Annotated in this window: 18 protein-coding genes and 1 riboswitch; of the genes, 9 read left to right on the top strand and 9 right to left on the bottom strand. The window is 71.1% G+C overall.

What is annotated here, in order from left to right; genetic code table 11:
• Window positions 1-176: 176 nt before the first annotated feature.
• The 3 genes from VF632_RS10615 to VF632_RS10605 all read left to right on the top strand — a co-directional run bounded on the left by VF632_RS10615 (window position 177) and on the right by VF632_RS10605 (window position 5,427).
• Entirely contained in the window at window positions 177-1,805 is a 1,629-nt protein-coding gene (locus VF632_RS10615; protein WP_331022857.1) for a peptidase dimerization domain-containing protein, read from the top strand.
• Between the two features lie 172 nt (window positions 1,806-1,977).
• Window positions 1,978-4,275, top strand: a complete 2,298-nt coding sequence (locus VF632_RS10610) for a hypothetical protein (RefSeq protein WP_331022856.1) — start codon at window positions 1,978-1,980, stop codon at window positions 4,273-4,275.
• A gap of 495 nt (window positions 4,276-4,770) precedes the next feature.
• Window positions 4,771-5,427 carry a class I SAM-dependent methyltransferase gene (locus VF632_RS10605; RefSeq protein WP_331022855.1) on the top strand — a complete coding sequence of 219 codons (657 nt, stop codon included), beginning with the start codon at window positions 4,771-4,773 and terminating at the stop codon, window positions 5,425-5,427.
• A gap of 15 nt (window positions 5,428-5,442) precedes the next feature.
• Here the strand turns inward: VF632_RS10605 and VF632_RS10600 are convergent, their stop codons facing one another.
• From VF632_RS10600 to VF632_RS10590, 3 genes are all read right to left on the bottom strand, one after another.
• Window positions 5,443-6,141 carry a GntR family transcriptional regulator gene (locus tag VF632_RS10600; RefSeq protein WP_331022854.1) on the bottom strand — a complete coding sequence of 233 codons (699 nt, stop codon included), beginning with the start codon at window positions 6,139-6,141 and terminating at the stop codon, window positions 5,443-5,445.
• Window positions 6,142-6,348: 207 nt separating this feature from the next.
• Complete coding sequence (locus VF632_RS10595; protein ID WP_331022853.1) at window positions 6,349-9,204, bottom strand: S8 family serine peptidase; 2,856 nt, start codon at window positions 9,202-9,204, stop codon at window positions 6,349-6,351.
• 419 nt (window positions 9,205-9,623) lie between these two features.
• Complete coding sequence (locus VF632_RS10590; protein ID WP_331022852.1) at window positions 9,624-12,464, bottom strand: S8 family serine peptidase; 2,841 nt, start codon at window positions 12,462-12,464, stop codon at window positions 9,624-9,626.
• 386 nt (window positions 12,465-12,850) lie between these two features.
• Between VF632_RS10590 and VF632_RS10585 the strand changes: the two genes are divergently transcribed.
• From VF632_RS10585 to rpsU, 4 genes are all read left to right on the top strand, one after another.
• Window positions 12,851-13,885, top strand: coding sequence for a Leu/Phe/Val dehydrogenase (locus tag VF632_RS10585; protein WP_331022851.1), 1,035 nt, complete (start codon window positions 12,851-12,853; stop codon window positions 13,883-13,885).
• A gap of 89 nt (window positions 13,886-13,974) precedes the next feature.
• Complete coding sequence (locus VF632_RS10580; protein WP_331022850.1) at window positions 13,975-15,204, top strand: serine hydrolase domain-containing protein; 1,230 nt, start codon at window positions 13,975-13,977, stop codon at window positions 15,202-15,204.
• A 97-nt stretch (window positions 15,205-15,301) separates the two neighbouring features.
• Complete coding sequence (locus VF632_RS10575) at window positions 15,302-16,831, top strand: serine hydrolase (protein ID WP_331022849.1); 1,530 nt, start codon at window positions 15,302-15,304, stop codon at window positions 16,829-16,831.
• Window positions 16,832-16,975: 144 nt separating this feature from the next.
• Window positions 16,976-17,185, top strand: coding sequence for a 30S ribosomal protein S21 (rpsU, locus tag VF632_RS10570; protein WP_331022848.1), 210 nt, complete (start codon window positions 16,976-16,978; stop codon window positions 17,183-17,185).
• 248 nt (window positions 17,186-17,433) lie between these two features.
• On the opposite strand, the gene VF632_RS28045 is transcribed toward rpsU, so the two are convergent.
• Entirely contained in the window at window positions 17,434-17,898 is a 465-nt protein-coding gene (locus tag VF632_RS28045) for a cold-shock protein (protein WP_349263943.1), read from the bottom strand.
• 252 nt (window positions 17,899-18,150) lie between these two features.
• On the bottom strand, window positions 18,151-19,203 hold the full coding sequence (locus tag VF632_RS10560) for an HD-GYP domain-containing protein (protein ID WP_331022847.1): 1,053 nt from the start codon (window positions 19,201-19,203) through the stop codon (window positions 18,151-18,153).
• 85 nt (window positions 19,204-19,288) lie between these two features.
• On the opposite strand from VF632_RS10560, the gene VF632_RS10555 reads away from it, so the two are divergent.
• On the top strand, window positions 19,289-20,650 hold the full coding sequence (locus VF632_RS10555; protein ID WP_331022846.1) for a sigma-54 dependent transcriptional regulator: 1,362 nt from the start codon (window positions 19,289-19,291) through the stop codon (window positions 20,648-20,650).
• A gap of 157 nt (window positions 20,651-20,807) precedes the next feature.
• Here the strand turns inward: VF632_RS10555 and VF632_RS10550 are convergent, their stop codons facing one another.
• From VF632_RS10550 to VF632_RS10535, 4 genes are all read right to left on the bottom strand, one after another.
• Window positions 20,808-21,803: an HD-GYP domain-containing protein gene (locus VF632_RS10550; protein ID WP_331022845.1), complete on the bottom strand. Its 996-nt coding sequence runs from the start codon at window positions 21,801-21,803 to the stop codon at window positions 20,808-20,810.
• A 58-nt stretch (window positions 21,804-21,861) separates the two neighbouring features.
• Window positions 21,862-21,984 carry a hypothetical protein gene (locus tag VF632_RS10545; protein ID WP_331022844.1) on the bottom strand — a complete coding sequence of 41 codons (123 nt, stop codon included), beginning with the start codon at window positions 21,982-21,984 and terminating at the stop codon, window positions 21,862-21,864.
• 321 nt (window positions 21,985-22,305) lie between these two features.
• On the bottom strand, window positions 22,306-22,707 hold the full coding sequence (locus VF632_RS10540) for a response regulator (protein ID WP_331022843.1): 402 nt from the start codon (window positions 22,705-22,707) through the stop codon (window positions 22,306-22,308).
• 242 nt (window positions 22,708-22,949) lie between these two features.
• Window positions 22,950-23,321 carry a response regulator gene (locus tag VF632_RS10535; protein WP_331022842.1) on the bottom strand — a complete coding sequence of 124 codons (372 nt, stop codon included), beginning with the start codon at window positions 23,319-23,321 and terminating at the stop codon, window positions 22,950-22,952.
• Between the two features lie 554 nt (window positions 23,322-23,875).
• Window positions 23,876-23,951: riboswitch (cyclic di-GMP riboswitch) on the top strand.
• Between the two features lie 59 nt (window positions 23,952-24,010).
• On the opposite strand from VF632_RS10535, the gene VF632_RS10530 reads away from it, so the two are divergent.
• Window positions 24,011-25,480: a S8 family serine peptidase gene (locus VF632_RS10530; protein WP_331022841.1), complete on the top strand. Its 1,470-nt coding sequence runs from the start codon at window positions 24,011-24,013 to the stop codon at window positions 25,478-25,480.
• Window positions 25,481-25,630 lie beyond the last annotated feature (150 nt).

Raw genomic sequence — 25,630 nt, 5'->3', positions numbered from 1 at the left:
AAATGAACCCGGGTCGCAGTATGTAGCAGTTGCTCCGTCAATGTCAATGAAGTCGTATAAGGTTCGCTTGCGCTCCACGGCGAGTTCCCGGGGTGCTTGACCTTGTCGGACGGGCGGGGCAGGTTGGGACGCGCTTCGCCGTCAGCGTTCGCTTTCACCCCCGCCCCGGAATCACCATGCGCCTGCTCCTTCGGTTGGGCTCGGCTCTCCTGGTCCTCGCGCTGTCCTCCACCGGCGCGGCCGCGCAGCGGCAGGGCGCCCCGGTGGATTCGGCGCGGCTCGCCGCGCTCAAGGACGAGATCGCTCGCGAGATCGAGGGGATGCACGAGTTCACGCAGCAGATGGTCGACCAGGTCTTCTCGTACGGGGAGCTGGGCTTCCAGGAGAGCGAGAGCTCCCGCTACCTGGTGGGCATCCTGCGGCGCAACGGCTTCACGGTGCAGGAGGGGATCGCGGGAATCCCGACCGCGTGGATGGCGAGCTGGGGGAGTGGAAAGCCGGTGATCGCGCTGGGGTCGGACCTGGACGGCATCCCCCAGGCCTCTCAGAAGCCGGGTGTCGCCTACCACTCCCCGCTGGTGGAGGGCGCGCCGGGGCACGGGGAGGGGCACAACTCCGGGCTGCCGGTGGTGATCACCGCCGCGATCGCGACCAAGAAGGTGATGCAGCGCGAGCGGATTGCCGGAACCATCCGCATCTGGCCCGGGGTGGCCGAGGAGCTGGTGGCGGCCAAGGCCTGGTTCGTCCGCGAGGGGTTCTTCCGCGACGTGGACGTGACCATCTTCACCCACGTGGGGAGCAACCTCAACGTCTCGTACGGCCCCTCGGACGGCACCGGGCTGGTGAGCGTGCTGTACCGCTTTCAGGGAGAAACGGCGCACTCCGCGGGCGCGCCGTGGCGCGGGCGCAGCGCCTTGGACGCGGTGGAATTGATGAACGCGGGGTGGAACTACCGCCGCGAGCACCTGCGCCTGCCGCACCGCTCGCACTACGTGATCACCGAGGGCGGCGACCAGCCCAACGTGGTGCCGCGCACGGCCGCGGTCTGGTACTACTTCCGCGAGGTCGAGTATCCGCGCATCCGGGAATTGTGGGAGATCGGCAACCAGATCGCCCAGGGGGCCACGCTGATGACGGGGACCACGCTCGACACGGTGCAGGTGCTGGGCGCCGCGTGGCCCCGGCACTTCAACCGCCCGGTGGCGATGGCGATGTACGACAACATCCGCCGCGTGGGCCTTCCCCGGTGGGACGAGGCCGACCAGGCGCTCGCGCGGGCCCTGCAGCGGGAGCTGGGGAACGAGAAGACGCCGGGGCTGGACACCGCCCTCGCGAAGATCGACAGCGGGGTGCCGCCCGAGCAGAACCGCGGCGGCGGGTCGGACGACATCGGCGACATCTCGTGGGTGGTGCCGACCATCACCCTGCGCTATCCGGCCAACATCCCCAACCTGCCGGGCCACCACTGGTCGAACGCGGTGTCCATGGCCACCCCCATCGCGCACAAGGGCTCCACCGCGGGGGCAAAGGCCACCGCGATGACGCTGCTGGACCTGTTCACCCGGCCCGAGCTGGTGGACAGCGCGTGGAGCTACTTCCGCGACGTGCAGACCCGCGACATCAAGTACGAGCCGCTGATCCGCCCCGGCGACCAGCCACCCGTGGAGATGAACGCGCAGACCATGCAGCGCTACCGGCCGCAGATGCGGAGGTACTACTACGATTCCAGGCGGTACCGCACCTACCTGGAGCAGCTCGGAATCACCTACCCGACGGTGCGCGCGCCGGAGCCCCAGCAGGACTGAGCGGGGCGCTCGCTGGTTCGGAGATGTTGCGTCGAGGGAACGAAACCGTCGACGACCCGGCCGGCGCGAGTGCCGCCTGGCATCGACGGCCAAGGGCCGTGTTCAATTTCTCCCCCGGTCACGCGTTCATCACAACGAGCACGCCCCGCCGCACCCCCTACCCGCCCGTGCCATGCCTGCTTCCGCGCGCACCCGGCTTCCCTCCCGCCGCTTGGCCGCCGTGGCCGTGGTCCTGGTGACCCTTACGCTGCAAGCGGGCGGGCCGTACTCCGCCGGCCTCGCGCAATGCCACCCGCCCCGGCCCGTGGGGCTGGCGGACGGCCCGGGTCCCACGCCCGTGGAGCTGGAAGTGGAGGGCCGCGTGACCCGGCTTTCCGTGTCGCCGGCCGGACGCCTGTGGCTGACCACGTACATGGGGAACACCTACCACGCCGACAGCGTGGGCGCGTACTGGCGCTACGGCTCCGTCCAGGGGCCGGAGGCCGACAGCATGTTCCTGGTGAACGACCAACTGGACGCCGTCACCTTCTTTACGCCCGACACCGCCTTCATCTGGGGGAACATCGGCACGGACTACCAAACGAACCAGGGCCTCGTTCTGCGCACCACCGACGGCGGCGCAACCTGGGACTCGGTCTCGGTCGCGGGCGGGGGATGGTTCCACGACGCGGTGGCCAGCCCGTCCGGCGAGGCGTGGATGAGCGGATCCGGCGGAATGCTGCTGTACACCGCCGATTACGGCGTATCGTGGACCGCGCGCTCGCGGCCGTTCCGTTCCCAGCTCGTCGCCCTCGATATGGGTCCGGGTGGCGTGGGGCTGGCCGGGTCCATCGGCGAGGGGCTCCGCATCACCCGCGACGGCGGCACCACGTGGAGCTCGCTCCCCACCCCGCAGCAGCAGGGCCGTTATTCGCCGCTGCCCGCGGACGAGGAGGAGGGCGGCGAAGAGGAGATGGTGGAGTTCACGGAGGTGGAAGCGGTGGCACCGGTCTCCCCGGGCGCCGTAGACACGACGGCGGGGTCCATGGACGTGGATGGAGACACGGTGGAGGTACTCATGCCCTCCGCTGGCCGGCCCGCGCCCGGCGACACCTTTCCAGACCCAGCAACGGAGGGCGGGCAGGACCGCATCGACCGCGTGGGGCTGTTCGCCGGCCGCGCGGTGATCACGCAGGGCGGGCGCGTCTTCCATTCGGCACTGGATTCCGTCGACTGGCAGCCGCTCCCGGGCGACTCGCTCGTCCTCTTCGCCGTGAGCCGCGGCGGGGCCGGGCTCGCCGGGGTCACGCACGACGGCCGGCTGTTGCGGTACGACGCGGCGCTGCGGCCCAGCGTGGTGGCGGGAGCGCGGGTGCAGGCGACGCCGCTGGACCTGGTGGTGCAGGGCGGCGCCCTGTACGCGCTGGACGAGCAGGGCGCCGTGTACCAGGCGGATGAGAGGGGCGTTCGCCACGGGTATCCCCTCACGCGCGAGCACCCGCCGCGTGCCCTGGCGCACGTGCGCAGGGAAGGGGGGTGGCTGTGGGGCACCACGACCAGCCACGTCTACACCTCCGACGACGACGGCCGCACCTGGGCCCGGCGGGGCGACGTGCCGTTCTCCATCCGCGGCGTCGCCGTGCGCGGGCCGGACGAGCTGCTGCTGTGGAGCGGCCACGGCGACAACGTCCTCTTCGACGCGCGGACCGGGACGTCTCGCACGGTGGAGAGCCTGAACGGCGACGACGTGGTGGGCGTGGTGCGGCGCGACAGCCTGTGGGCGGCATTCGGCGGAATGCAGTACGAGAGCGCCGGGCGGGTGGAAGTGTCGCGCACGTTCTACGCGGGCGAGTTCGCGGGAACGCGCCCCCACGGCTTCGTTTACCTGTCGCGCGACCGCGGCGCCACCTGGACCCGGGCGGATACGTGGCCCGATGCCGGCGTGGCGCAGCTATGGATGTACCCGGACGGGGGCATGGTGCTGTTCTCCTGGCTGGGTTCGGTGCGTCGCGTGTCCAGGAGCGGCACGGGATGGTCGGGAGAAACGCTGCACAGGGCCACGGGGTCCCCCGCGACCCCGTACGTGGAGCAGCCGCTGGCGGCGTACTTCACCGACGAGCGGCACGGCTGGGTCAGCGGCAACATCCACAACGTGGGGTTCCGCGCCTTCGCGACGGCCGACGGGGGCCGCACCTGGCGCGCCGCCGGGAAGGGCGACTTTCCGTTCGTGCAGCTGGAGCCGTTCGGGGCTGCGTACCTGGCGAGCACGCCGCGGGAGGTTTTCCGGCTGCAGGGTGCCGCGCGCACGCCGCTGTACGCTGCTCCCTGGCCCCAGCGGCAGTGGGCGTGGCCCGTGAGCGCGGCGTCACCCGCCGGCGACAGCGTGCTCGTCGCCACCTACGACCGCGGGATCATGCTGGCACCCGGCGGCGGCGGTGCGCCGCGCTGCCTTCCCTCGCGCGTGCGGGTGTATCCGCGATCGATGCACTGACCGGCCGTCGCGGAGCCCGAAGCACTTGCGAGGACGAGTGGCGGGCCAGGAGGCGATGATGAATACCGATTCGATCTTCAGGCGGCTGCGCGGCGTCGTGGGCAACGCCGTGGTGTGGGGCGCCGCCTTATCGGCCCTGTGCGCTGGTGGTTTTCGCCGCGCTGAAAGCCGGAGGGTTCCTTCAGCCCTCGGTTATCTGGCTGGATTCCATCCTGGTCGCCGCGCGGTTCGGGTTCGCGGGAGCCATCGCCGGGACGGCTTTCTCCGCCCTGATCGGTCTGCTGTATCGCGGGTGGCGCCCTGGTGTCGACCGAGGGAGAGGTTCCGGCGCGGCGCCAGCCCGTGCGGTGAACCACGAGTAGCGCACCGCGCGGGATTCCTGATCCTGAGACAAGAGTCTCGCCGGTACTCGCGAGATTTCTGTTGATGTGGGATGACGATCGTGATAAAGATACGGGTCCGCGTGTTCCGCTCGGCCCCGGATCGGGAGATTGAATGATGGCGGATGGTCCCAGCAGGCCCTACGTGCCCGCCGCGGGCAAGCACTGGCGGCTGCCGCTGTACGACCTGATGGCGAAGGTGCTGGGGGCGGATGCCGCACGGCGGGTGCTGGTGCAGCAGATCGCCTCGCGGACCGGCGACCGCGTGCTGGAGATCGGCTGCGGGACGGGGAGCCTGCTCCTGGGCGTCAAGCAGGCCCAGCCCGGCGCGGAGGTGGTGGGGCTGGACCCGGACCCGGCCGCCCTCGCCATCGCGCGGCGCAAGGCGGAACGCGCGGGCGTGCCGATCCGCACGGACCAGGGCTATGCGGACGAGCTTCCGTACGCCGACGCCTCGTTCGACCGCGTTCTCTCCTCGTTCATGTTCCACCACCTGCCACGCACGGTGAAGGAAGCGGCGCTGCGCGAGGCGCGGCGCGTGCTCAAGCCGGGCGGCCGCTTTCACATGGTGGATTTGGGCGGTCCGGGGTCCGGCGGGCGCGGGTTCATCGCGCACCTGATCCACGCCGACCGGCACCTGAAGGACAACGCCGAAGACCGCGTCCTTGCCCTGATGCGCGGCGCGGGGCTGGCGGATGCGCAGGTGCTCGCCCGCCGTCCATCGCTCCTGGGCAGCGCCGTGTACTACCAGGCGACGGTGCCCCCGGCGTGATCCCTCCAGGACGGGCTACCAGCTTCCGCGCTCGCCGATGCGGTCGATGACGCCGCCCAGGCGGGCGCTGGCGTTCTTCCAGCTCTGGCGGACGGCGGCCTCGGCGGCGGCTGCGTCGCCGGCCTCCAGCGCGCGGACGACGGCGTCGTGCTCCGCGATCGCCACGGTCAGCGCGCCCTGCAGCAGCGCGCCATAGAACCACTCGTACCGGTCTACCTGCGGACGCACCAGCGACAGGAGCCACGCGAGCCGCGGCCCGGCCAGCGGATCGGTGAAGCTGGCGTGAAAGGCTTTGCGCGTAACGAACGCGGCCTCCAGGTCCAGCGGCACCTTCCGGACGACTTGGCCGAATGCCTGGTTGGCGGTGTGCGCGCCGGCGGCGAGCGCCGTTCGGGCGGGGTCCGCGAGCGTGGGGAGCCCGCGGACCGCCGCCGCCTCCAGGTCGCCCAGCAGCCCGAACAATTCCGCGACGTCGTCGGCGCGCAGCGGGGCGACCGTAAGCTGCCGCCGGCCGCCCTCCGACCCCGCCAGCAGCCCTTCCTTCACCAGCAGCTGAAGCGCCTCGCGCACCGGCGTACGCCCCACGCCCATCCGTTCCGCCACCTCCTGCTCCACCACGCGCACGCCCGGGGCCAGCCGCCCGCGGACGATCAGGTCGCGCAGGCGATCGTACACGTGGGCGGAGCGTGCCCCGCGCGGGATGGCCGTGGTCATGCGTTCCTGGCTGCGTGTGGGATCATGATGGCAGGACGAAACTGTCGACAATCCGGCCGGGCGCAAGTGCCGGTGTTTCCGCCCGGCGCCGATGGGCGCTGACCGCGCTGAACGGCAGCGAGCGCACGCTCCCCGTTCTTGGGAACGAAAAACCCCCATGGTCACCGTCCATGGGGGTTCTTTCGTGCGGATCTTACCCGGCGCGTGTCACGGGGCCGGGGTCACCACGTTGCCGCTGACGCCCCAGTCGGAGCAGCCGCGCTCGTTGCAGGCGCGGACGTAGTAGCGATAGGTCTTTCCACCCGTCGCGGTGCCGTCCGCGAAGCTGGTGGCGTTCGCCGCGGGACTGCCGAGTTTCTGCGCCGCGGCCCAGGTGCCGTCCAGGTTCAGCATCCGGCGCGAGACGATGAACGACGTTTCGGTGCTGCTGGCGTCGGTCCACGAAACCTGCACCTGCGTGGCCGAAACCACCGTGCCCGCGACGCCGGTGGGCGCCATGGGAATGATGGGGGCCGAAACGTTGGCCGTGGACGCCCAGGTGGAGCATCCCGCGCCGTTGCAGGCGCGGACGTAGTAGCGGTACGTCTGCCCCGCGGTCACCGTGCTGTCCGCGTAGGTGGTGGCGTTCGGGCCCGGGCTGCCGACGATCTGCGACGGCCCCAGGGTGCCGTCGAACGAGTTCTGCATGCGGCGCGCGACGTTGAACGACGTTTCGCTGCTGCTGGCATCGGTCCACGTTACCCGGATGCGGGTGTTGGACACGGCCGCCGCCGCCGCGCCGGTCGGGGCCGCCGGCCGCCCGGGCGCGGGGGTGGGCATGGTGATGGGCGCGCTAGCCGCCCATGCCGAGCACCCCGCGGCGCCGCAGGAACGGATGCGGTACTGGTACGTGCTGTCGCCGGTCAGGCCGCCGGTGGAGGCGCTGGTGGCGTTCGCCCCCGGGGTGGCCACGTCATGCCAGGCTGTCCAGGTGGTCGCGCCCGTCATTGACCGGCGCGACACGGTGAAGGACGTTTCGTTCACGCTGCGGTCCGCCCAGTTCAGCAGGACCGACGTGGGCGTCTCCACGGCGGCCGTAAGGCTGGCGGGGGCGGTCGGGGGTCCGCCGAACGCGGCGGACAGGGTGACCCCCGCGTAGCTGGACGAGCCGCGAAGCATCACGTAGTACGTGCCCGGGGCGGGGAACTGGGCGGTGCACGCTTCGACGTTTCCGCCCATGGAGGGCCGGCAGTCGTATTCCGTGAGCGTGGGGGCGTTGCCCTGGCGCACGTACAGGTCCGCGTCGCCCGTGCCGCCGCTGGTCTTGATGGTCAGGCTGGTCACCCCCCTGGGGACGGTCACCGAGTAGAACGTCTCGCTGCCCGTGGGGGCCGCCAAGCCGGTGCGCGGCGTGCCGGGGGTGAGGACCGCCACGGTCGCCACGTTCACCACCACGTCCACGTAGCCGGTGGCGATGCCGGCCGCGGAGTCGTGCACCGCCAGCTTGCCCGAGTGCGTGCCCAGGGCCAGCGAGCCGCCGGAAACGGTGGCGTGCAGGATGGCGTCGTAGCCGCTGTTCAGGGTGCCCTCGGTGGGGTCTGCCTCCAGCCAGGGGCGGTCTGCGGATGCCGTCCAGTTCAGCGCGGCGTTACCGGTGTTCGTGAGCTTGATCGGACCGGAAACGGCCGAGTCCGTGACCGTGGCGGCGTACAGGGCGTCGAACTCACGGGGCCCCTGCCTGGGTTCTCCCGCGCCGCTGGCCGTGAAGAGCTGCGGGGCGCCGGTGTCCGCCGCCGCGGCCGAAGCCGCTGCCGCCGGGACCCGCAGGAACGTGAACCGCAGCACGCCGGGGTTCAGGACGATCTTCGGGGCCGGGGCCGGAACGGTGAGCGGCGAGAACAGCAGCTTGTTGGGCGAGCCCATCGGGTCAAGGACGACCCCGCTGGAAGCGGTGCTGTCGATGGCCTGGGCCACGGCCGCCGGCGCCGCCGTGGGATGGCTCTGCAGGTACAGCGCGGCCACGCCCGCTACGTGGGGTGCGGCCATCGACGTGCCGCTGATGGTGTTCGTGGCGGAGTCGCTGGTGAACCAGGCGCTCGTGATGGCGGAACCCGGCGCGAACAGGTCGACGCACGTTCCCCAGTTGGAGAAGGACGACCGCCCGTCGTTGGACGCGGTCGAGCCCACGGTGAGGGCGCCCGGGGTGCTCGCTGGAGACGCGGTGCAGGCGTCCGCGTTGCTGTTGCCGGCCGACACGGCGTACGTCACGCCCGAGGCGATGGAGGCCGTCACGGCGTCGTTCACGGGGGCGTACACGCCGCCGCCCAGCGACATGTTCGCCACCGCCGGCTTCACCGCGTTGGCGGTGACCCAGTCCACCGCGGCGATGACGGTGGAGTAGGTGGCGCCGCCCGTGCATCCGAAGACGCGCACGGCGACCACCTGCGCGCCCTTGGCAACACCGTGGGTGGTGCCGGCGATGGTGCCGGCCACGTGGGTGCCGTGGCCCCTGCAGTCCTGGCCGTTCTGGCCGTCGCCCACGAAGTCGGCGCCCACGCTGGCGCGGCCGGCGAACTGCACGTGGGTGGTGCGGATGCCGCTGTCGATCACGTACACGCGCACCCCCTCGCCGGTGGTGCCGTAGCCGTAGGTGCCGTTCAGGGGAAGCGTGCGCTGGTCGATGCGGTCCAGCCCCCAGGTGGCGTTGGGCTGCTGCGTCTGTACGGGGTAGGCCCAGGCGTCGGGGGCCACGTACTTCACCTGCGGATTGCGCCGCAGCTCTTCCACCGCTTCGGGGCTCAGGGTGGCCGCGAAGCCCTTGAGGGCCGCCGAGTAGCTGAAGTGAAGGCGGCCGCCGTGCACCCGCACCATCTCGTGCGCCACCGCGGCCGGGCTGGCCACGTCGGCGTTCAGGACCACCACGTAGCGGCCCGGGATGGCGTCGGCGCCGGCCGAAAGCAGCGGGGCCACGTCGCCGGGCGCACGTGCGGAGGTCAGCAGCTCCGTGGCTGACCGGTCGCACGCGGCGAACGCCGCGAGCGCCGCGAGGGGTGCGAGCGCGCGGAAGAACCGTGGGATTTGCATGTGCCGGGCACTCTCAGCGGGAAGGATGTCCGTGAATTCTCGCCCGTCACGCAGGGATTGTTTGCACAGCGACGGCTTGGGGGTGGCAGTACGACCGTGAATTGCCGGAGGAAGGTGTCACGGGGAGGTCCGCGCGGGAAGGAGTAGCCGACCGGAGGATCTGCACCAGCATCCCGCAGCAGGCTTGGTAGAGGATACTACGCGGGAGCGCCGCCCACAAGAGCGCAAACCGCACGCGGAGGCGCGATTGGCTGGCCGGCGCCGCGCGCGCCCTGCCAGGTCCCGCGCCCGCCGATGCGGTCGATGACGCCGCGCGCGCGGGCGCTGGCGCGCTTCTGTGCGGCGAGGTGGCCCCGGACGAAGAACCCCCATGGACACCGTCCATGGGGGTTCTTTCGTGCCGTACTACGCGGAGCGTGTCACGGGGCCGGGGTGACCACGTTGCCGCTGATGCCCCAGGCGGAGCAGCCGGCCGCGTTGCAGGCGCGGACGTAGTACCGGTAAGTCTTTCCACCCGTCGCGGTGCTGTCGGCGAAGCTGGTGGCGTTCGCCGCGGGGCTGCCAAGGTTCTGCGCCGCGGCCCAGGTGCCGTCCAGGTTCAGCATCCGGCGCGAGACGTTGAACGACGTCTCGTTGCTGCTGGCGTCGGTCCACGAAACCTGCACCTGCGTGGCCGAAACCGCCGTGCCCGCCACACCGGTGGGCGACGCTGGAAGGGTGGGGGCCGTAACGTTGGCCGTGGACGCCCAGGCGGAGCACCCCGCGCTGTTGCAGGCGCGGACGTAGTAGCGGTACGTCTGCCCCGCGGTCACCGTGCTGTCCGCGTAGGCGGTGGCGTTCGCGCCCGGGCTGCCGACGACCTGCGACGGACCCAGGGTGCCGTCGAGGTTCTGCATGCGGCGCGCGACGTTGAACGACGTTTCGTTGCTGCTGGCGTCGGTCCACGTCACCCGGATGCGGGTGCTGGCCACCGCGGTCGCCGCCGCGCCGGTCGGGGCCGCGGGCGTGGCGTTGGGCATGGTGATGGACGCGCTGGCCGCCCATGCCGAGCACCCCGCGGCGTTGCAGGAACGAATGCGGTACTGGTACGTGCTGCCGCCCGTCAGGCCGCCGTTGGTGGCGCTGGTGGCGTTCGCCGCGGGGGTGCCCACGTCCTGCCAGGCGGTCCAGGTGGTCGCGCCCGTCATCGCTCGGCGCGACAGGGTGAAGGACGTTTCGTTCACGCTGCCGTCCACCCAGTTCAGCAGGGCCGAGGTAGGCGTCTCCACGGCGGCCGTAAGGCTGGCGGGGGCGGTGGGGGGTCCGCCCAACGCGGCGGACAGGGTGACGCCCGAGTAGCTGGACCAGCCGCGAAGCATCACGTAGTACGTGCCCGGGGCGGGGAACTGGGTGGTGCACTCTTCGATGTTTCCGCCCATGAAGGGCCGGCAGTTGTATTCCGTGAGCGTGGGGGCGTTGCCCTGGCGGACGTACAGGTCGACGTCGCCCGTGCCGCCGCTTGTCTTGATGGTCAGGCTGGTCACCCCCTTCGGGACCGTCACCGAGTAGAACGTCTCGCTGCCGGAGGCGCCCGCCAGTCCGGTGAGCGGCGTGCCCGGGGTGAGGACCGCCGCGTTCGCCACGTTCACCACCACGTCCACGTAGCCGGTGGCGATGCCGGCCGCGGAGTCGTGCACCGCCAGCTTGCCCGTGTGAGTGCCCACGGCCAGCGAGCCGGCGGAGACGGTGGCGTTCAGGAGGGCGTCGTAGCCGCTGTTCAGGGTGCCCTCGGTGGGGTCTACCGCCAGCCAGGGGCGGTCTACGGACGCCGTCCAGTTCAGCGCGCCGTTTCCGGTGTTCGTGAGCTTGATCGGACCGGAAGTGGCCGAGTCCGCGACGGTGGCGGCGTACAGCGCGTCGAACTCACGGGGCGCCTGCCTGGGTTCTCCCGCGCCGCTGGCCGTGAACCGCTGCGGGGCGCCGGTGTCGGCGGGGGCCGCGGAAGCCGCCGCCGCCGGGACCCGCAGGAACGTGAACCGCAGCATGCTGGGGTTCAGGGCGATCTTCGGGGCCGGGGTCTCGACCGTGAGCGGCGAGAACAGCAGCTTGTTGGGCGAGCCCATCGGGTCGCTGATCATCCCGCTGGTGGCGCTGGCGCCGATGGCCTGGGCCACGGCCGCCGGCGAAGCCGTGGGCTGGCCCTGCAGGTACAGCGCGGCCACACCCGCCACGTGGGGGCTGGCCATCGACGTGCCGCTGATGGTGTTCGAGGCCGAGTCGGTGGTGAACCAGGCGCTCGTGATGCTGGAACCCGGCGCGAACAGGTCGACGCAGCTTCCCCAGTTGGAGAAGTAGGAGCGGAAGTCTCCGGCGTCGGTCGAGCCCACGGTGAGGGCGCCCGGGGTGCTCGCCGGAGACGCCGTGCAGGCGTCCGCGTTGCTGTTGCCGGCCGCCACGGCGTGCGTCACGCCCGAGGCGATGGAGGCCGTCACGGCGTCGTTCATGGGCGCGTACAGGCCGCCACCCAGCGACATGTTCGCCACCGCCGGCTTCACCGCGTTGGCGGTGACCCAGTCCACGGCCGCGATGATGGTGGAGAAGGGAGCGCCGCCCGTGCATCCGAAGACGCGCACGGAAACCACCTGCGCACCCTTGGCAACACCGTGGGTGGTGCCCGCGATGGTGCCGGCCACGTGGGTGCCGTGGCCGTTGCAGTCCTGGCCGTTCTGGCCGTCTCCCACGAAGTCGGCGCCCACGCTGGCGCGGCCGGCGAGCTGCACGTGCGTGGTGCGGATGCCCGTGTCGATCACGTACACGCGAACGCCGGCCCCGGTGGGGCCGTAGCTGTAGGTGCCGTTCAGCGGAAGCGTGCGCTGGTCGATGCGGTCCAGGCCCCAGGTGGCGTTGGGCTGCTGCGTCTGTACGGGGTAGGCCCAGGCGTCGGGGGCAACGTACTTCACCTGCGGGTTGCGCCGCAGCTCTTCTACCGCTTCGGGGCTCAGCGTGGCCGCGAAGCCCTTGAGGGCCGACGAGTAGCTGAAGTGGAGGCGGCCGCCGTGCGCCCGCACCATCTCGTGCGCCGCCGCGGACGGGCTGGACACATCGGTGTTCAGGACCACCACGTAGCGGCCCGGGATAGCATCGGCGCCGGCGGAAAGCAGCGGGGCCGCGTCGCCGGGCGCGCGCGCGGAGGTGAGCGGCTCCGTGGGTCGGTCGCACGCGGCGAAGGCCGCGAGCGCCACGAGGGGTGCGAGCGTGCGGAAGAACCGTGGGATGTTCATGTGCCGGCGACTCCGGGAAAGAAGGTGCGATGAATTGCCCGTCACGGCAGGGATTGTCCGGTGGGTGACGGTTCGGAGATGGCAGTACGACCGTGAATTCCCGCAGGGAGGTGGATGTTCACGGGGAACCGCGTGGGAGGGACGGCCGATGCGGATCTGCAACAGCAGCTCGCAGCAGCTTGCGACAGGATAATGCGTCGGGGCGCCGCTGACAAGACGTTCGATTGCGCGCGCCAACGCCGGGGCCAGGCTCCCGCCGACGATCAGGTCGCGCACGCGCCGTACACGTGGGCGGAGCGTGCACCGCACAAGATGGCCACGGTCATGCGGTTCCCTGGCTGCGGTATCGGAGCTCCGGCATCGATCATCACCGACGAGGGTTGCCGATGGACGTGCGCGAGGTGCAGGTGGACGGATGGGAGCGGGTGCTGGTGGCGCGTGAGGGCGCGTACCACGGCATCGTCGCGCTCCACAGCAGCGCGCTGGGAACGGCGCTGGGCGGCACGCGCCTGTGGCGGTATCCGTCAGAAGCGGAGGCGCTGCACGACGCGCTGCGGCTGTCGCGCGGAATGACGTACAAGAACGCCGTGGCGGGGCTGGACGCGGGCGGCGGCAAGTCGGTGATCCTGGCGCCGGAGCGCATCGCCGACCGCGGCGCCCTCTTCCGCGCCCATGGCCGCTGCGTGGAACTGCTGGGCGGCGCGTACATCACCGCCGAGGACGTGGGAACCACCCCGGCCGACATGGACGTGATCGCGGGCGAAACGCGCCACGTGGCGGGAACCAGCGCCGGCGTGGGAGACCCGTCGCCGTACACGGCACGCGGCGTGTTCCGGGCCATCCAGGCGGCCGTCCTTCACCGCCACGGCTCGGCGGAACTGCGTGGGATGCGGGTCGCCCTGCAGGGGTGCGGGAACGTGGGCCGCTACCTGGCGGCCGAGCTGGCGGCGGTGGGCGCGTCGCTCGTGGTGAGCGACGTGGACTCCGCTCGCGCTCACGCGGTGGCGGATCGTGTGGGCGCAGCGGTGGCGGAGCCGGACGCCATCTTCGACGTGGACGCCGACGTGTTCGCGCCGTGTGCGCTGGGCGGCATCCTCCGCGCGTCCACCATCGCCCGGCTGCGGGCGGGCGTGGTGGCGGGAGGCGCCAACAACCAGCTGCGCGACCCGGAGGAGGATGGGACGCGGCTGGCGGAGCGTGGCATCCTGTACGTTCCCGACTACGTGGCGAACGCGGGCGGGGTGATTACCGGCTTCGCGGGGCTGAACGGGCACCCGGCGGAGTGGGCGTCCCTCCGCGTGGAGGCGATCCACGACACCGTCCTGGAGGTGCTGCGGGGCGCCGAGGCGGCCGGCGTGCTTCCGCACCAGGCCGCGGACCGCGTCGCGGAAGACCGCATCGCCCAGGCACGGGCACGCTGAACGAAGGTGATCCTCGCATTGCACGGCAAGGTCCCTGCATTTCCGCCGGGGCGGGGAAGGGCGGCGGTTCGGTTATCAACGGGCGGAACGTGCTGTACGAAATCAAGAATTCGCGGGTCCTGATCACCTGCGCGGCGGTGGCCGTACTGGTGGGTTTCGCCGGAGCGCGCGTGAACGCCGGGCGCGGCGACGTGCGGGCCGGACCGCCGGGGCTGGTGGAGCGCGCCCTGATCCCGCCGCCCATCGCCCTGCCCGCAGCCAGCCTGGCCGCGGCAGACAGCCTGGTGCGCGCGCGCGTCCGGGCCGGGGCCTTTCCCGGCGCCGCGCTGGCGATTGGAAACCGTGGCGCCATCCAGCACGTCGCCGTCTACGGCCAGACGACCTGGGACGACGATGCACCGGAGGTGACGCCGCACCGCACGCGCTTCGACCTGGCCTCGCTCACCAAGGTGGTCGCCACCACGGCGGCGGTCATGGCGCTGGTGGAAGACGGGCGGCTGGACCTGGACGCGCCCGTGCGGCAGTACGTGCCCGAGTTCTCCGGCGGGGACAAGGACCGGGTCACCGTCCGCCAGCTGCTCACCCACAGCGCCGGCGTCCGCGCCGGCGCAGCCGACATCGCCGACGTGCCTCCCGCCCAGGTGCGGCGCTACCTGGTGTCCCGCCCGCTGGCGCTGGAGCCGGGGAAGGACGTGCTGTACTCCGACCTCGGCTTCGTCATCCTGTGGGAAGTGGCGGAGCGGGCGGCCGGCGAGCCCCTGCCTCGGTATCTCCAGCGCCGCGTGTGGGGGCCGCTGGGGATGACGCGCACGGCCATGGGCGTGCCCCCCGGCTGCGCCGACTGCGCGCCGACCCTTCACCTCTCCGAGGCCGACGAGCCGTACACGGGGGGATCGTTCGACGAGGTGGCGCGCCGGCTGGACGGCGTGACGGGCAACGCGGGCGCGTTCTCCACCCTGGGCGACCTGGCCATCTTCGCCGCCACAATCGCCAACGAGGGCCGGCTGGAAGACGTCCGCGTGTTCAACACCCGCACCGTCCGCGGCTTCACCCGCCCGCAGCCCGGCGTGGGAACGCGGGCCCTGGGATGGGAGGTGTACTGCCGCGAAGGCAAAGTGCCCGATCACCGCGCGTGCGAAGAGGTGTACGCGTTCGGCCACACGGGCGTCACCGGCACCTCCATCTGGATCGATCCCGTCAGCCGCACCTGGGTGGTCCTGCTGGCCAACCGCACCTACCTGCCGAAGATGGAGGTAGACATGCAGCGGTTCCGCCGCCGGGTGTACGACGCCGTCATCGCCGGGGTGCCGGCACCGTGATCGAGCGTTTGCCGGGGTGAGGCCACGTCTCTAGCTTTGATCCGTCCAGCCGCCGTTTCCCCGCCACCGTTTCGAATCCACCATGCGCGCCTCGCCGATGCCGATCCTCCGCCGCGCGCTCGTCGCCACCGCCGTGCTGGCCTCCGCGCCCGCCGCCGCGCAGGAACGACCGCTGGACGGGTTCGACGCGTACGTCCAGGGTGCCATGCGCGACTGGCACGTGCCGGGGATGGCCATCGCCATCGTCAAGGACGACTCGGTGGTGTACGCGCGCGGCTTCGGCGTGAGGACGGTGGGGGGAAACGACCGCGTGGACGAGCACACCTCGTTCGCCATCGCCTCGACCACCAAGGCGTTCACCGCCACCGCGCTGGCCATGCTGGTGGACGAGGGAAAGGTGCGCTGGGACGATCCCGTTTCCATGCACCTGCCCGGCTTCCGGCTGTACGATCCCGCGCTGACCGGCCAGCTGACCGTGCGCGACCTGCTCACCCACCGCACGGGGCTGCCGGGGAGCGACGCCATCTGGTTCGCGTCTCCCAACACCAGCGACGACATCCTGCGGCGGCTGCGCTTCGTGCGCCCGTTCGCCGCGCTCCGCACGCGGTACCAGTACAACAACGTCGGCTACATGGTGGCGGGGAGGGTGGTGCAGCAGGCGTCGGGGGTGCCGTGGAGCGAGTTCGTCCGCAGCCGCATCCTGCAGCCGCTGGGGATGGGCGAGACGCTGACGGGCTACGCCGGCCTGGCGGAGCGGCCGAACGTGGCGACTCCCCACGTGGAGGTGAACGACACGGTGATCCCCGTGCCGTACCTGGACTTCGACAACATCGGCCCTGCGGGGTCGATGAACTCGTCGGTCAGCGACATGGCGCGGTGGATCCGCTTTCAGCTGGACAGCGGCCGGGTGGCCGGGCGCCGGCTGGTGAGCGCGGCCAGCCATCGCGAGATGCTGACGCCGCAGTTCCTCATCCCCGCCGCCTCGTTCTATCCCGAGGCCACGCGGCTGTCGCGCCCCAGCTTCACCGCCTACGGGCTGGGGTGGTTCCTGCAGGACTACCGCGGGCGCAAGCTGGCCATGCACACCGGAAGCATCGACGGGATGACGGCCATCCTGGCGCTGGTGCCCGAAGAGCGGCTGGGGCTGGTGATCTACGCCAACCTGGACCACGCCGAGGTGCGGCACGCGCTGATGTACCGCATCGTCGACGAGTTCCTGGGCGGCCCGCGGCGAGACTGGAGCGCCGAGCTGCGCCCCGCGTACACGCAGGCGGCGGAGCGCGAGCGCGCCGCCGAGCGCGAGCGGAGGTCGCACCGGGCCGCCGGCACCCGCCCGTCGCTGCCGCTGCAGGCGTACGCCGGCACCTACGTGGACGCCGACAGCATCCAGTCCGCCGTGGTTCTCCGCCACGTGAATGGCGTGCTCGTGGCGGATCTGGGCGGGCGCAACACCGCGCCGCTGGAGCACTGGCACCACGACGTGTTCCTGGCCCGCTGGGCCAACCGCGCCATGGGCGAAAGCTTCCTCTCGTTCATCATCGACGAGCGGGGGCGCGTGCCCCGGATGCGGATGGGCGCCAACGAACGGGTGCGCGCACCCGACGCGCCGGCGGCCTCCGCGCCGTAGCCCCGGCATCCGCGTGTGGACCCCTGGTTGACTTGTGCGGAAAATCGATTATTTTGAGGGTCTGGTCATGGGATTGATGGAGAATCGGGAGACCCGGGGCACGTCTGCGCGGGTCTTCAATCGTTTCCTCAGAAGGGAGAAGACGTGGTCGAGATTCAGCTTGCAGAGACTGACCGCCTGGATTGGGCGCTCAAGCAGTTCCGCCGTCGGATGATTCGTTCGGGTCTGTTCAAGGACATGCGCCGCAAGCGGCACTACGAGAAGCCCAGCGAGGCGCGGAAGCTCAAGGAGAAGGCCGCCGAGCGCCGCCGTCACAAGGACCGCAAGCGCGCCGCCCGCCGGTTCGACTTCTGATCCGCAAGCAGAGAGGCCCAATCCCCCGCGGATCGGGCCTCTTGCATTTCTCCCCGCGTCATCCCTGATCGACGACTCGGTTCCGGGCGGAGCCGCGGAGAAAGAAGAGAGCCGTGGAGGTGCATCCGCCCTCCGCGGCTCGTCCGTTTCTTCGCGTCCTCCGCGTGATGCTCGTTCGACGCGGACGAAAACAGAACGAGGCCCGGGCATAGCGCCCGGGCCTCGTCCGTTGTGTTCCGGCTGATCGGCTACCAGCGGTCGTCGTCACCGCCGCCACGGCCGCGGCCACCACCACCGCCGCCGTAACCGCCGCCACGGCCGCCGCCACCACCGCCGTAGCCGCCACCGCCGCCTCCGCGGCCGCCGCCACCACCGCCGTAGCCGCCGCCACCACTGCCACCGCCGTACCCACCGCCGCCACCGCTGCGGCCACCACCGCCGCCGCCGTAGCCGCCACCGCCACGGCTGCCGCCGCTGTCACCGCCACCGCCATCGGCGGGCGCATCCAGGCGAACGACATTCTCGGCCGCGGGGCCCTTGGTGCCCTGCACGACGTCGAACTCCACGCGCTCGCCGTCGTTCAGGGTGCGGAACCCGCCGCCCTGGATGGCGCTGTGGTGGACGAAGACGTCCTTCTCCCCGTTGTCACGGGTAATGAACCCGAAGCCCTTCTCCGGGTTGAACCACTTGACTACTCCCGTCTCCCTGGCCATGTCCGTCCACGTGCTGGATGTTGATGATGGAGCGCAGCGACTTTCGCTGGCGGCAACCTAAGCCGATTTGCTCCGCGCGCCAAGGGTCTTATTTGCCGGGAGCGTGCTTCGGCGGCGAGGGCGTGCCCATGCAGGATCGGCGCCACCGCGCGGCCGGCCGTCATCTGTTTGTCCCGCAAATCCGCTCTACAACGTCGTTTGGGCCTGCTCCGGGTGTTCCGGCGGGAACCGGGCGGCATGCGGACGGTGTTTTCACGCGGCTTCGCGGGCGTGCAGCGAGGGCACCACCGCCTCCATGAACGCGTCGACCACGGCGGGGTCGAAGTGGGTGCCGCGCAGCGAGCGGATCTCGTCCAGCACGCGCGGCACCGCCCAGGCGGCGCGGTAGGGGCGGTCGCTGGTCAGCGCGTCGTACACGTCGGCCAGGGCCACGATGCGGGCGGGAAGGGGAATGTCGGTGCCGGCCAGCCCCATCGGGTAGCCGCCCCCGTCCCAGCGCTCGTGGTGCGACCGGGCGATCTGCTCGGCCAGGCGCACCACCTCCGACGAGCCCTCGGCCAAAATGCGCGCCCCGATGACGGTGTGCGACTTCATCACTTCCCACTCCTCGGGGGTCAGCCGGCCGGGCTTGAGCAGCACCGAGTCGGGAATGCCGATCTTGCCGATGTCGTGAAGGGTGGAGGCCAGCCGCAGCGCCTGCACCTGGTCTTCGGGCAGGCCCATGGCCCGCGCCAGGTCGCCGGCCAGCTCGCCCACCCGGCGGGTGTGCAGCCCGGTGTCGTCGTCGCGCAGCTCGGCGGCGCGGGCCAGCCGCTCCAGCACTTCGCCCGCGGTGCGCTCCAGGGCCTCGGTCCGTTCACGCACGCGTGCCTCCAGGGTGCGGTTCTGCTCGCGGACGGCGGTGTGCAGCAGGCGGGTCTGCAGGTGGTTGCGCACGCGCAGCATCACCTCGCCCGGGGAGTACGGCTTGTTGATGAAGTCGGCGGCGCCCTCGGCCAGCACGGCCAGCCGCGATTCGTCGGACAGGTCGCCGCTGACCACCAGGATGGGCACGTGGTCCTCGGGGGGGATCTGCGCGCGCAGCTGGCGGATGACCTCGGGCGCCTGGATGGCGCCCATGTGCAGGTCCAGCAGCACCATGTCGGGGCGGAACTCGCGGAACATCGCCTCCACGCGCGTGCCGTCCGTCGTGGTCCGCACCTCGCCGAACCCGCCCCGCGTCAGGATGCGGTTCAGCACGCGCAGGGCCGACTCGTCGTCGTCCGCCGCAAGGATGCGCGCGGAGGGGGCCGATGGTGTTATCATAGTGCGCCCGGTGGCGGCGCCCCACGCCGCCGGCAGGGACCTCACGGCTGCAGCGGGGCGCACCCGATCGCCAATTTCACATACGATGCCACGATCCATTCTCGTCATCGACGACGACCCCGGCGTTCTGAGCGTTCTCACGCGTTTCTTTCAGCGAAAGGGCTGGGAGGTGCACCAGGCCGGCAGCGGCGAAGACGGGCTCCGTCGCTGGGAATCGACCCGTCCGGACGTGGTGCTGCTGGACCTGGACCTTCCGGGCATGTCGGGCCTGCAGGTGCTGGACGTGCTGGTGTCGCGCGGCGCCGCGGTGATCATGCTCACCGGCCACGCCGAGGTGGAGACGGCGGTCGACGCCATGCAGGCCGGCGCCGAGACCTTCCTCACCAAGCCGGTGGACCTGGCGCACGTGGAGGTGGCGGCGGAGCGCGCGGCCGAGAAGCAGGAGCTGCGGCGCACCAACGAGCTGCTGTCGCGGCAGCTGGCCGGCGGCGAGACGGCGGCCTCGCTGGGCACGTCGGCGCGGATGGTGGCGCTGGCGCGGCAGGTGGAGCTGCTGGCCGGCTCGGCCGATACCACGGCGCTGCTGCTGGGCGAAAGCGGCACGGGCAAGAGCTGGGTGGCACAGATGATCCACTCGCGCAGCCCGCGGGCGCGTTCGCCGTTCGTGGAGATCAACTGCGCGGGGCTGTCGGCCACGTTCCTGGACTCCGAGCTGTTCGGCCACGAGAAGGGCGCGTTCACCGACGCGCGCGAGATGAAGCGCGGGCTGTTCGAGGTGGCGGACCGGGGCACGCTCTTCCTGGACGAGATCGGCGACCTGGCGCCGGAGCTGCAGCCCAAGCTGCTGCGCGTGCTGGAAACCCGCACCTTCCGCCGCCTGGGCGGCACCCGCGAGATGACGGTTGACGTGCGCCTGCTCGCCGCCACCAACAAGGACCTGACCGCCGAGGTGCGCACCGGCAAGTTCCGCGAAGACCTGTTCTACCGCCTGTCGGTCTTTCCGCTGACCATTCCCCCGCTGCGCGACCGCAGCCGCGAGGACGTGCTGGAGCTGATGCACCGCTTTCTCCGCGAGCTGGGCGGCCGGCATCCCTCCTCTCCCGGGCAGCTGGCGCCGCGCGCCGCCACGGCGCTGGCCGAGTACGCCTGGCCGGGGAACGTCCGCGAGCTGCGCAACGTGTTGGAGCGCGCCCTGGTGCTGGCGTCGGGCGCCGAGCGCATCGACCTGGAGCACCTTCCCGAGCCGCTCCGTGCCCGGGGCGCCCCGCGCGCCAACCGCGAAGACGCCGAGATCCTGTCCCTCGCCCAGGTGGAGCAGCGGCACATCGAGCGCGCGCTGTACCTGCTGAACGGCAACCGCACCGCCGCGGCGGAAAAGCTGGGCATCTCGCGAAGCACCCTTCACGCGAAGATCGCGCAGTACGGGCTGGAGGCGGCGGGCCGGTAAAACCACGGTAGCGACGGTAACGAACGTAGGGAAAGTCACAACGGTACCGCCCGCCGTCCCCTGGTCGTGAAGCCCCGCGCCGTTTGCGGGGCTTTCCGCGTTCATTGCCGCGGCTTCAGCCGTCCCAGGCGGGGCTCGCCCCTACCGCCGAAGTCCCTCAGTCGCCCAGCACGCGGAAGAGCGCCGCCACGGCCGCCGGGTGAAAGCGGTCTTCGGCTCCATCCCGCAGCAGGGGCTCCCAGTAGCCGCGCGACATCGCCGGGCGGTAGGCGCGCGCGTGGTTCATGGCATCCCACACGTCCACCACCCGCAGGATGCCGATCAGCAGGTACTCCGGCGCGTCGGGCGGCACGTGCGTGGCCAGGTCGGCGTGGTCGGTGCCCAGGTGCTCGATGACCGCGGCCAGCGGCTGCAGCGACGGCACCCCGCGCACGATCTCGGCGCCCACCTTGAAGTGCCCGCGAATGCGCTCCAGCTCGCCCGCGTCCAGCGGCTCCGTCTTGTGAAGCAGCTCCACCGGCACCGAGATCTTGCCCAGCTCGTGGAGCTGCGCGGCCGTGGAAAGCAGGTGGGTGCGCTCGTCGTTCAGGTTCAGCACCAGCGCGATCTTGCGGCACATGTCGCCCACGCGCTCGCAGTGGCCGTGCATGTACACGTCGCGCGCGCCGATCGTGCGCGCCAGCGCCTGCACCATCTCGCCGCGGGCGTCTTCCACCTCGCGCTTCAGCCGGTCCATCGACCGCCACATCTCTGCCCGCAGGGCGCGGAAGTCCTGCTCCACCCGGCGCAGGGCGTCTTCCAGCTGCGTGCTCACCCGGGCCGTGTCGAAGGGGCGGGGAAGCACGGCGAAGCGGTCGTTGACGGCCCGCCCCGGCCCGCTGAACGGCGCGCCCGGCTCGGTGACCACCAGGTGGCATCCCGCCCCGTTCAGCTCGCGGAAGCGGCGCACGTAGGCGATGTGGTCGTACGAGCGCTCGCAGCCCAGGTCGCTGATCATCACGTCGGGGACCAGCCCGTCTTCGAGCACGTGGAGCGCTTCCTGGCCGTCGGGCACCACGCTGGCCAGGTGCTGGCCGGCCCGGATGATGGGCTCGAGCTCGGCGATCACGTCGCGGCGGTCGCTGACGATGAGAATGCGTCCGGTGAACATCATGGCGGTTTCCTGGGCGAGACGTGGAGGGAAGTTCGATGAAGGCGGGCGATGGATGGGCCTACAGCAGGGCGCCGGCGTACGCGGCCACCATGCAGGTGGTGAGCGCCGTGGCGGCCTGCATGGCCAGGCGAAGCGAGCGGGCGAAGCGGGCGCGGGCCTCGAGGCGTTCGTAGCGGGTCATGGGAAGGTCTCCGTTCGGGGGGTTCGGTCCGCGGGTCCCCTGTCGGACCCTCGCGGCGGCTGGCCCTGGACAAGGCGAATGGCGTTCCGCGATGGCGGTTCGCCCTATGTTGTTTGTCGGGATGGAGTTATGGAATTCCCGGGAGGGTCGCGGAAGGGGCGGGGATCGTGCGGATTCCGGACGGGGCGGGGGAGGCGGGAGGGGGAAGTTCCGCGTCGTTGCTGGAGATTCTGGGAAAGTGTGCGGATTTCGTACGGGCGGGGCGCCGCGTGTTCGATGCGGACCGGGGAGGTCCGCGCGGGGGCCGGGGCCCCCGATGGGTCAGTGCGCGCCGATCAGCGCCTGGACGGCGCCGGCGAGCTGCTCGAAGGTGAAGGGCTTTTGCAGGAAGGCGGTGCCGTGGCCGGCGATGCCATAGCGCACCACCTCGTTCTCGGGGTGCCCGGAGATGCACAGGATGGGAACGCCGGGCCGCAGGTCGCGCAGGTGGTGCGACGCCTGGTTGCCCGTCATCCCGGGCATCAGCACGTCCACGACCATCAGGTCTATGGGCCCCTCGTGGCTCGCGGCCACGTCCAGGGCCTCGGGTCCCGTCGCGGCCTCCAGCACGTGGTAGCCGGAGCGCTCCAGCATGCGGCGCGAGATGCGCCGGACGCCGTCGTCGTCGTCCACCACCAGGATGGTGGCGCGCGGCTCGCGGGCGGTTTCCGTGGATTCGGTCACGTCGTCTCGGGGCAAGGCGGCCTGCAGGTGTCCGCTCCCCTCGCGTGCGATGCGCAAGGACGAACGGCCGGGACAGGCCTGAATCTATCCCCCACCCGTGGGTGAGCGCCACTTTGGCGTCTTTTGCCGGGGAATGAAGTCGGCTTGTATGCGGGGGAATGGGCGTGCGCCGCTGGACCCCCGCGATGCCATGATCGCGGGGCGGCGGTGTCCGCGGCCGGGCGGGTGCCCGGCCCGGGGCTTCACCAGCCCAGCGCGGCCGAGACCTGGCTGGCCAGCTCCATCGGGTCGAACGGCTTCGAGAGCACGCCGGCCACGTCCAGCTCCGAGAAGCCGCGGCGGTCGCACGAGCGCACCTTGGCAGTCAGCAGCAGCACGGGGATGCCCGCCGTGGAGGGATCGGTCCGCAGCGCCCTGACGGTGTTGGGGCCATCCATCCCCGGCATCATCACGTCCAGCAGGATGGCATCCGGCCGCCACTGGCGCGCCATGGCCACGCCCTCCAGCCCGTCCTGCGCGGTGTGCACCTCCCACCCCGCCGTCATTTCGAGCGTGACCTGCGCGACCTCGCGGATGTCGTCCTCGTCGTCGACGAGCAGAATCGTGCGGTTCATCGTGTTCCTTTCCCGGCGCACGGCTGCGCGCCTTCCCAGGTTGGCGGCCCGTGTGGGGCCGCGAGTCTCACCGTCCGTGATCCGTCCGCCCGGGCCGCTGCCCGAAATCCGTACGAATCCGTGTAACTGCCGCTCCCGCAACCTCCTGCATTCCTCCTCCCGCGCCGTCTCGTCCGGATTCCGGACGATTTCCTCCGTTTGCGGGAGCCGGCTGCCTGCGGGCCAAGTCGTGCGTTTGCAACAAGATGCGAGAAACGGGGTGGAGGGTGAGCCCTCGGGTGTTAGGCAGCGTCCGCGCCATGCCGCGGCGCGCGGGACAGGGAAGGCCACACGGGGGTTCGTGAGGCGAACGGGCGGGCGAGGAACCGGGACGGCGGATGGAGTGCGTCTGCCGGCGCGCGTAGCGCAAGGACGTCAAAGGCGCGACCCGCAGAAATTGCAAACGGCTCTCCTCCAACGCTTTAGCATCCGGCGGGGAGTTGACGTACGTTCGTTCGGCGGGTATATTGAGTGACGCCCACCGACGGTCCCGTCGCGCCGGGCGTTCCACCCTTCCCCGAAAAAGGCACCCCGGCTGCGAGGCCGGTCCGCAAAGCCAAGGGGTCTCTCGCAGACAGCCCGGCCGCCGAGGACCAGGACCTGTTCTCCCACGGGTTCTTCCCTCAATTTCCTTTCGTGGAGCTCGCCTGATGAAGCGTTTCACCCCGGTTTCGTCCCTTGCCTGTGCCCTTGCCGGCACCCTGGCGCTCGCTGCCTGTTCCGACGAGGCTTCGGCCCCCCTGGCCCCCACCATGGCCGGAACCAGCCTGTCCGTAGAAGCGGGTTCCTCTTCGTCGCTGGTGCTGTTCAAGGGCAACGGTGTTCCCGCTGGTTTCGCCGAGCGTGTGCAGGGCCTCGGGGGAACCGTCACCTACGCGCATGCCGGCGTGGGCTTCGCGATGGTCGAGGGGCTTTCCGACGCCGGCGCGGCCGAGATCCGCGCCATGAGCAGCGTGGCCGGCGTGACCGCCGACACCGAGTTCACGCTTCACCAGCCGCAGGACGCCGCGAGCATGGAGTTCGACGGCTCGGCGGCCGACGAGATCCAGAGCCAGGCCAATCCCGCCACCGCCTCGCGCTACGTGTGGCAGTGGAACATGCGCTCCATCGGCGCCAACAAGGCGTGGGCCGCCGGCAAGCTGGGCTCCTCGAACGTCACGGTGGCCATCCTGGACACCGGCATCGACTACGACGCGCCGGACCTGAACGGGCTGGTGGACCTGTCGCGCTCGCGTTCGTTCGTGCCGGGTGACAACACCATCACCTCCACGTACTTCCCGTCGCGCAACCAGATCTCCGACTACAACGGCCACGGAACGAACGTCGCCACGCAGGTGAGCAGCAAGGCCATCGCGCTGGCCGGCGTCACCTCGCGCACCACGCTGATCGGCGTGAAGGTGCTGGGCGCCAAGGGAAGCGGCTCGCTGGGCGGCATCATCTCGGGCATCACCTGGGCGGCCGACCAGGGCGCGCACGTCGCCAACATGAGCCTGGGCGGCGTCTTCGCGAAGCCGGGCAACGGGCAGGCGGTGGCGCTGATCCAGCGCACCATGAACTACGCCAAGCAGAAGGGCATGCTGGTCGTCGTCGCCGCCGGCAACGAGAGGGCCGACCTGGACCACGACGGCAACCTGTTCAAGACCTACTGCGGCACCGTGCACGTGATCTGCGTCTCGGCGGTGGGTCCCGAGTCCGCCGGCGCCTACGTCGACCAGCCGTCGGCCTTCACCAACTTCGGCCGCTCGTCCATCAACGTGGCGGCGCCGGGCGGCAACTACCGCGCTGACTTCGCGGCGTCGCCGTGGCCCTGGGGCAACGACATCGCTTCGTGGGTGTGGTCGTACTGCAGCAAGACCAAGCTGGTGCTGTCGGCGACGGGCGGCGTGCTGGGCTACGCGGGCTGCCAGGCCGGCAACCGCCTGACGGGCCAGGTGGGCACGAGCCAGGCTGCGCCGCACGTGGCCGGCCTCGCCGCCCTGCTGATGGCGGAGCACGGCACCGGCAACCCGGTGCGCATCAAGCAGATCATCGAGGCGTCCTCGGCGGACCTGGGCCAGTCGGGCACCGACCCGTACTATGGCCGCGGCCGCATCGACGTGGGCGCCGCGCTGGGGCTGTAGTCGCCCGGCAGCACGCTCGACACCGAAAGCCGGGGCACGGAGATTCGTCTCCGTGCCCCGGCTTCGGTTCGTAGCCTGACAAAAGCCCGCAGGGCGGCACCGTTGCCGCCTGCGGGCTTTCGATATCCAACCCAGGTTCCAGTTACGTCA

The organism is Longimicrobium sp., from assembly GCF_036388275.1.
Lineage (GTDB): Bacteria > Gemmatimonadota > Gemmatimonadetes > Longimicrobiales > Longimicrobiaceae > Longimicrobium.
This window is presented reverse-complemented; position numbering and strand designations above follow the sequence as displayed.

What these genes read in the sequence shown, in the direction of transcription:
- VF632_RS10615 (WP_331022857.1), top strand. Translation starts at nt 177, where the DNA reads ATGCGCCTGCTCCTTCGGTTGGGCTCGGCTCTCCTGGTCCTCGCGCTG.
- VF632_RS10610 (WP_331022856.1), top strand. Translation starts at nt 1,978, where the DNA reads ATGCCTGCTTCCGCGCGCACCCGGCTTCCCTCCCGCCGCTTGGCCGCC.
- VF632_RS10605 (WP_331022855.1), top strand. Translation starts at nt 4,771, where the DNA reads ATGATGGCGGATGGTCCCAGCAGGCCCTACGTGCCCGCCGCGGGCAAG.
- VF632_RS10600 (WP_331022854.1), bottom strand. Translation starts at nt 6,141, where the DNA reads ATGACCACGGCCATCCCGCGCGGGGCACGCTCCGCCCACGTGTACGAT.
- VF632_RS10595 (WP_331022853.1), bottom strand. Translation starts at nt 9,204, where the DNA reads ATGCAAATCCCACGGTTCTTCCGCGCGCTCGCACCCCTCGCGGCGCTC.
- VF632_RS10590 (WP_331022852.1), bottom strand. Translation starts at nt 12,464, where the DNA reads ATGAACATCCCACGGTTCTTCCGCACGCTCGCACCCCTCGTGGCGCTC.
- VF632_RS10585 (WP_331022851.1), top strand. Translation starts at nt 12,851, where the DNA reads ATGGACGTGCGCGAGGTGCAGGTGGACGGATGGGAGCGGGTGCTGGTG.
- VF632_RS10575 (WP_331022849.1), top strand. Translation starts at nt 15,302, where the DNA reads ATGCCGATCCTCCGCCGCGCGCTCGTCGCCACCGCCGTGCTGGCCTCC.
- VF632_RS28045 (WP_349263943.1), bottom strand. Translation starts at nt 17,898, where the DNA reads ATGGCCAGGGAGACGGGAGTAGTCAAGTGGTTCAACCCGGAGAAGGGC.
- VF632_RS10560 (WP_331022847.1), bottom strand. Translation starts at nt 19,203, where the DNA reads ATGATAACACCATCGGCCCCCTCCGCGCGCATCCTTGCGGCGGACGAC.
- VF632_RS10555 (WP_331022846.1), top strand. Translation starts at nt 19,289, where the DNA reads ATGCCACGATCCATTCTCGTCATCGACGACGACCCCGGCGTTCTGAGC.
- VF632_RS10550 (WP_331022845.1), bottom strand. Translation starts at nt 21,803, where the DNA reads ATGATGTTCACCGGACGCATTCTCATCGTCAGCGACCGCCGCGACGTG.
- VF632_RS10545 (WP_331022844.1), bottom strand. Translation starts at nt 21,984, where the DNA reads ATGACCCGCTACGAACGCCTCGAGGCCCGCGCCCGCTTCGCCCGCTCG.
- VF632_RS10535 (WP_331022842.1), bottom strand. Translation starts at nt 23,321, where the DNA reads ATGAACCGCACGATTCTGCTCGTCGACGACGAGGACGACATCCGCGAG.
- VF632_RS10530 (WP_331022841.1), top strand. Translation starts at nt 24,011, where the DNA reads ATGAAGCGTTTCACCCCGGTTTCGTCCCTTGCCTGTGCCCTTGCCGGC.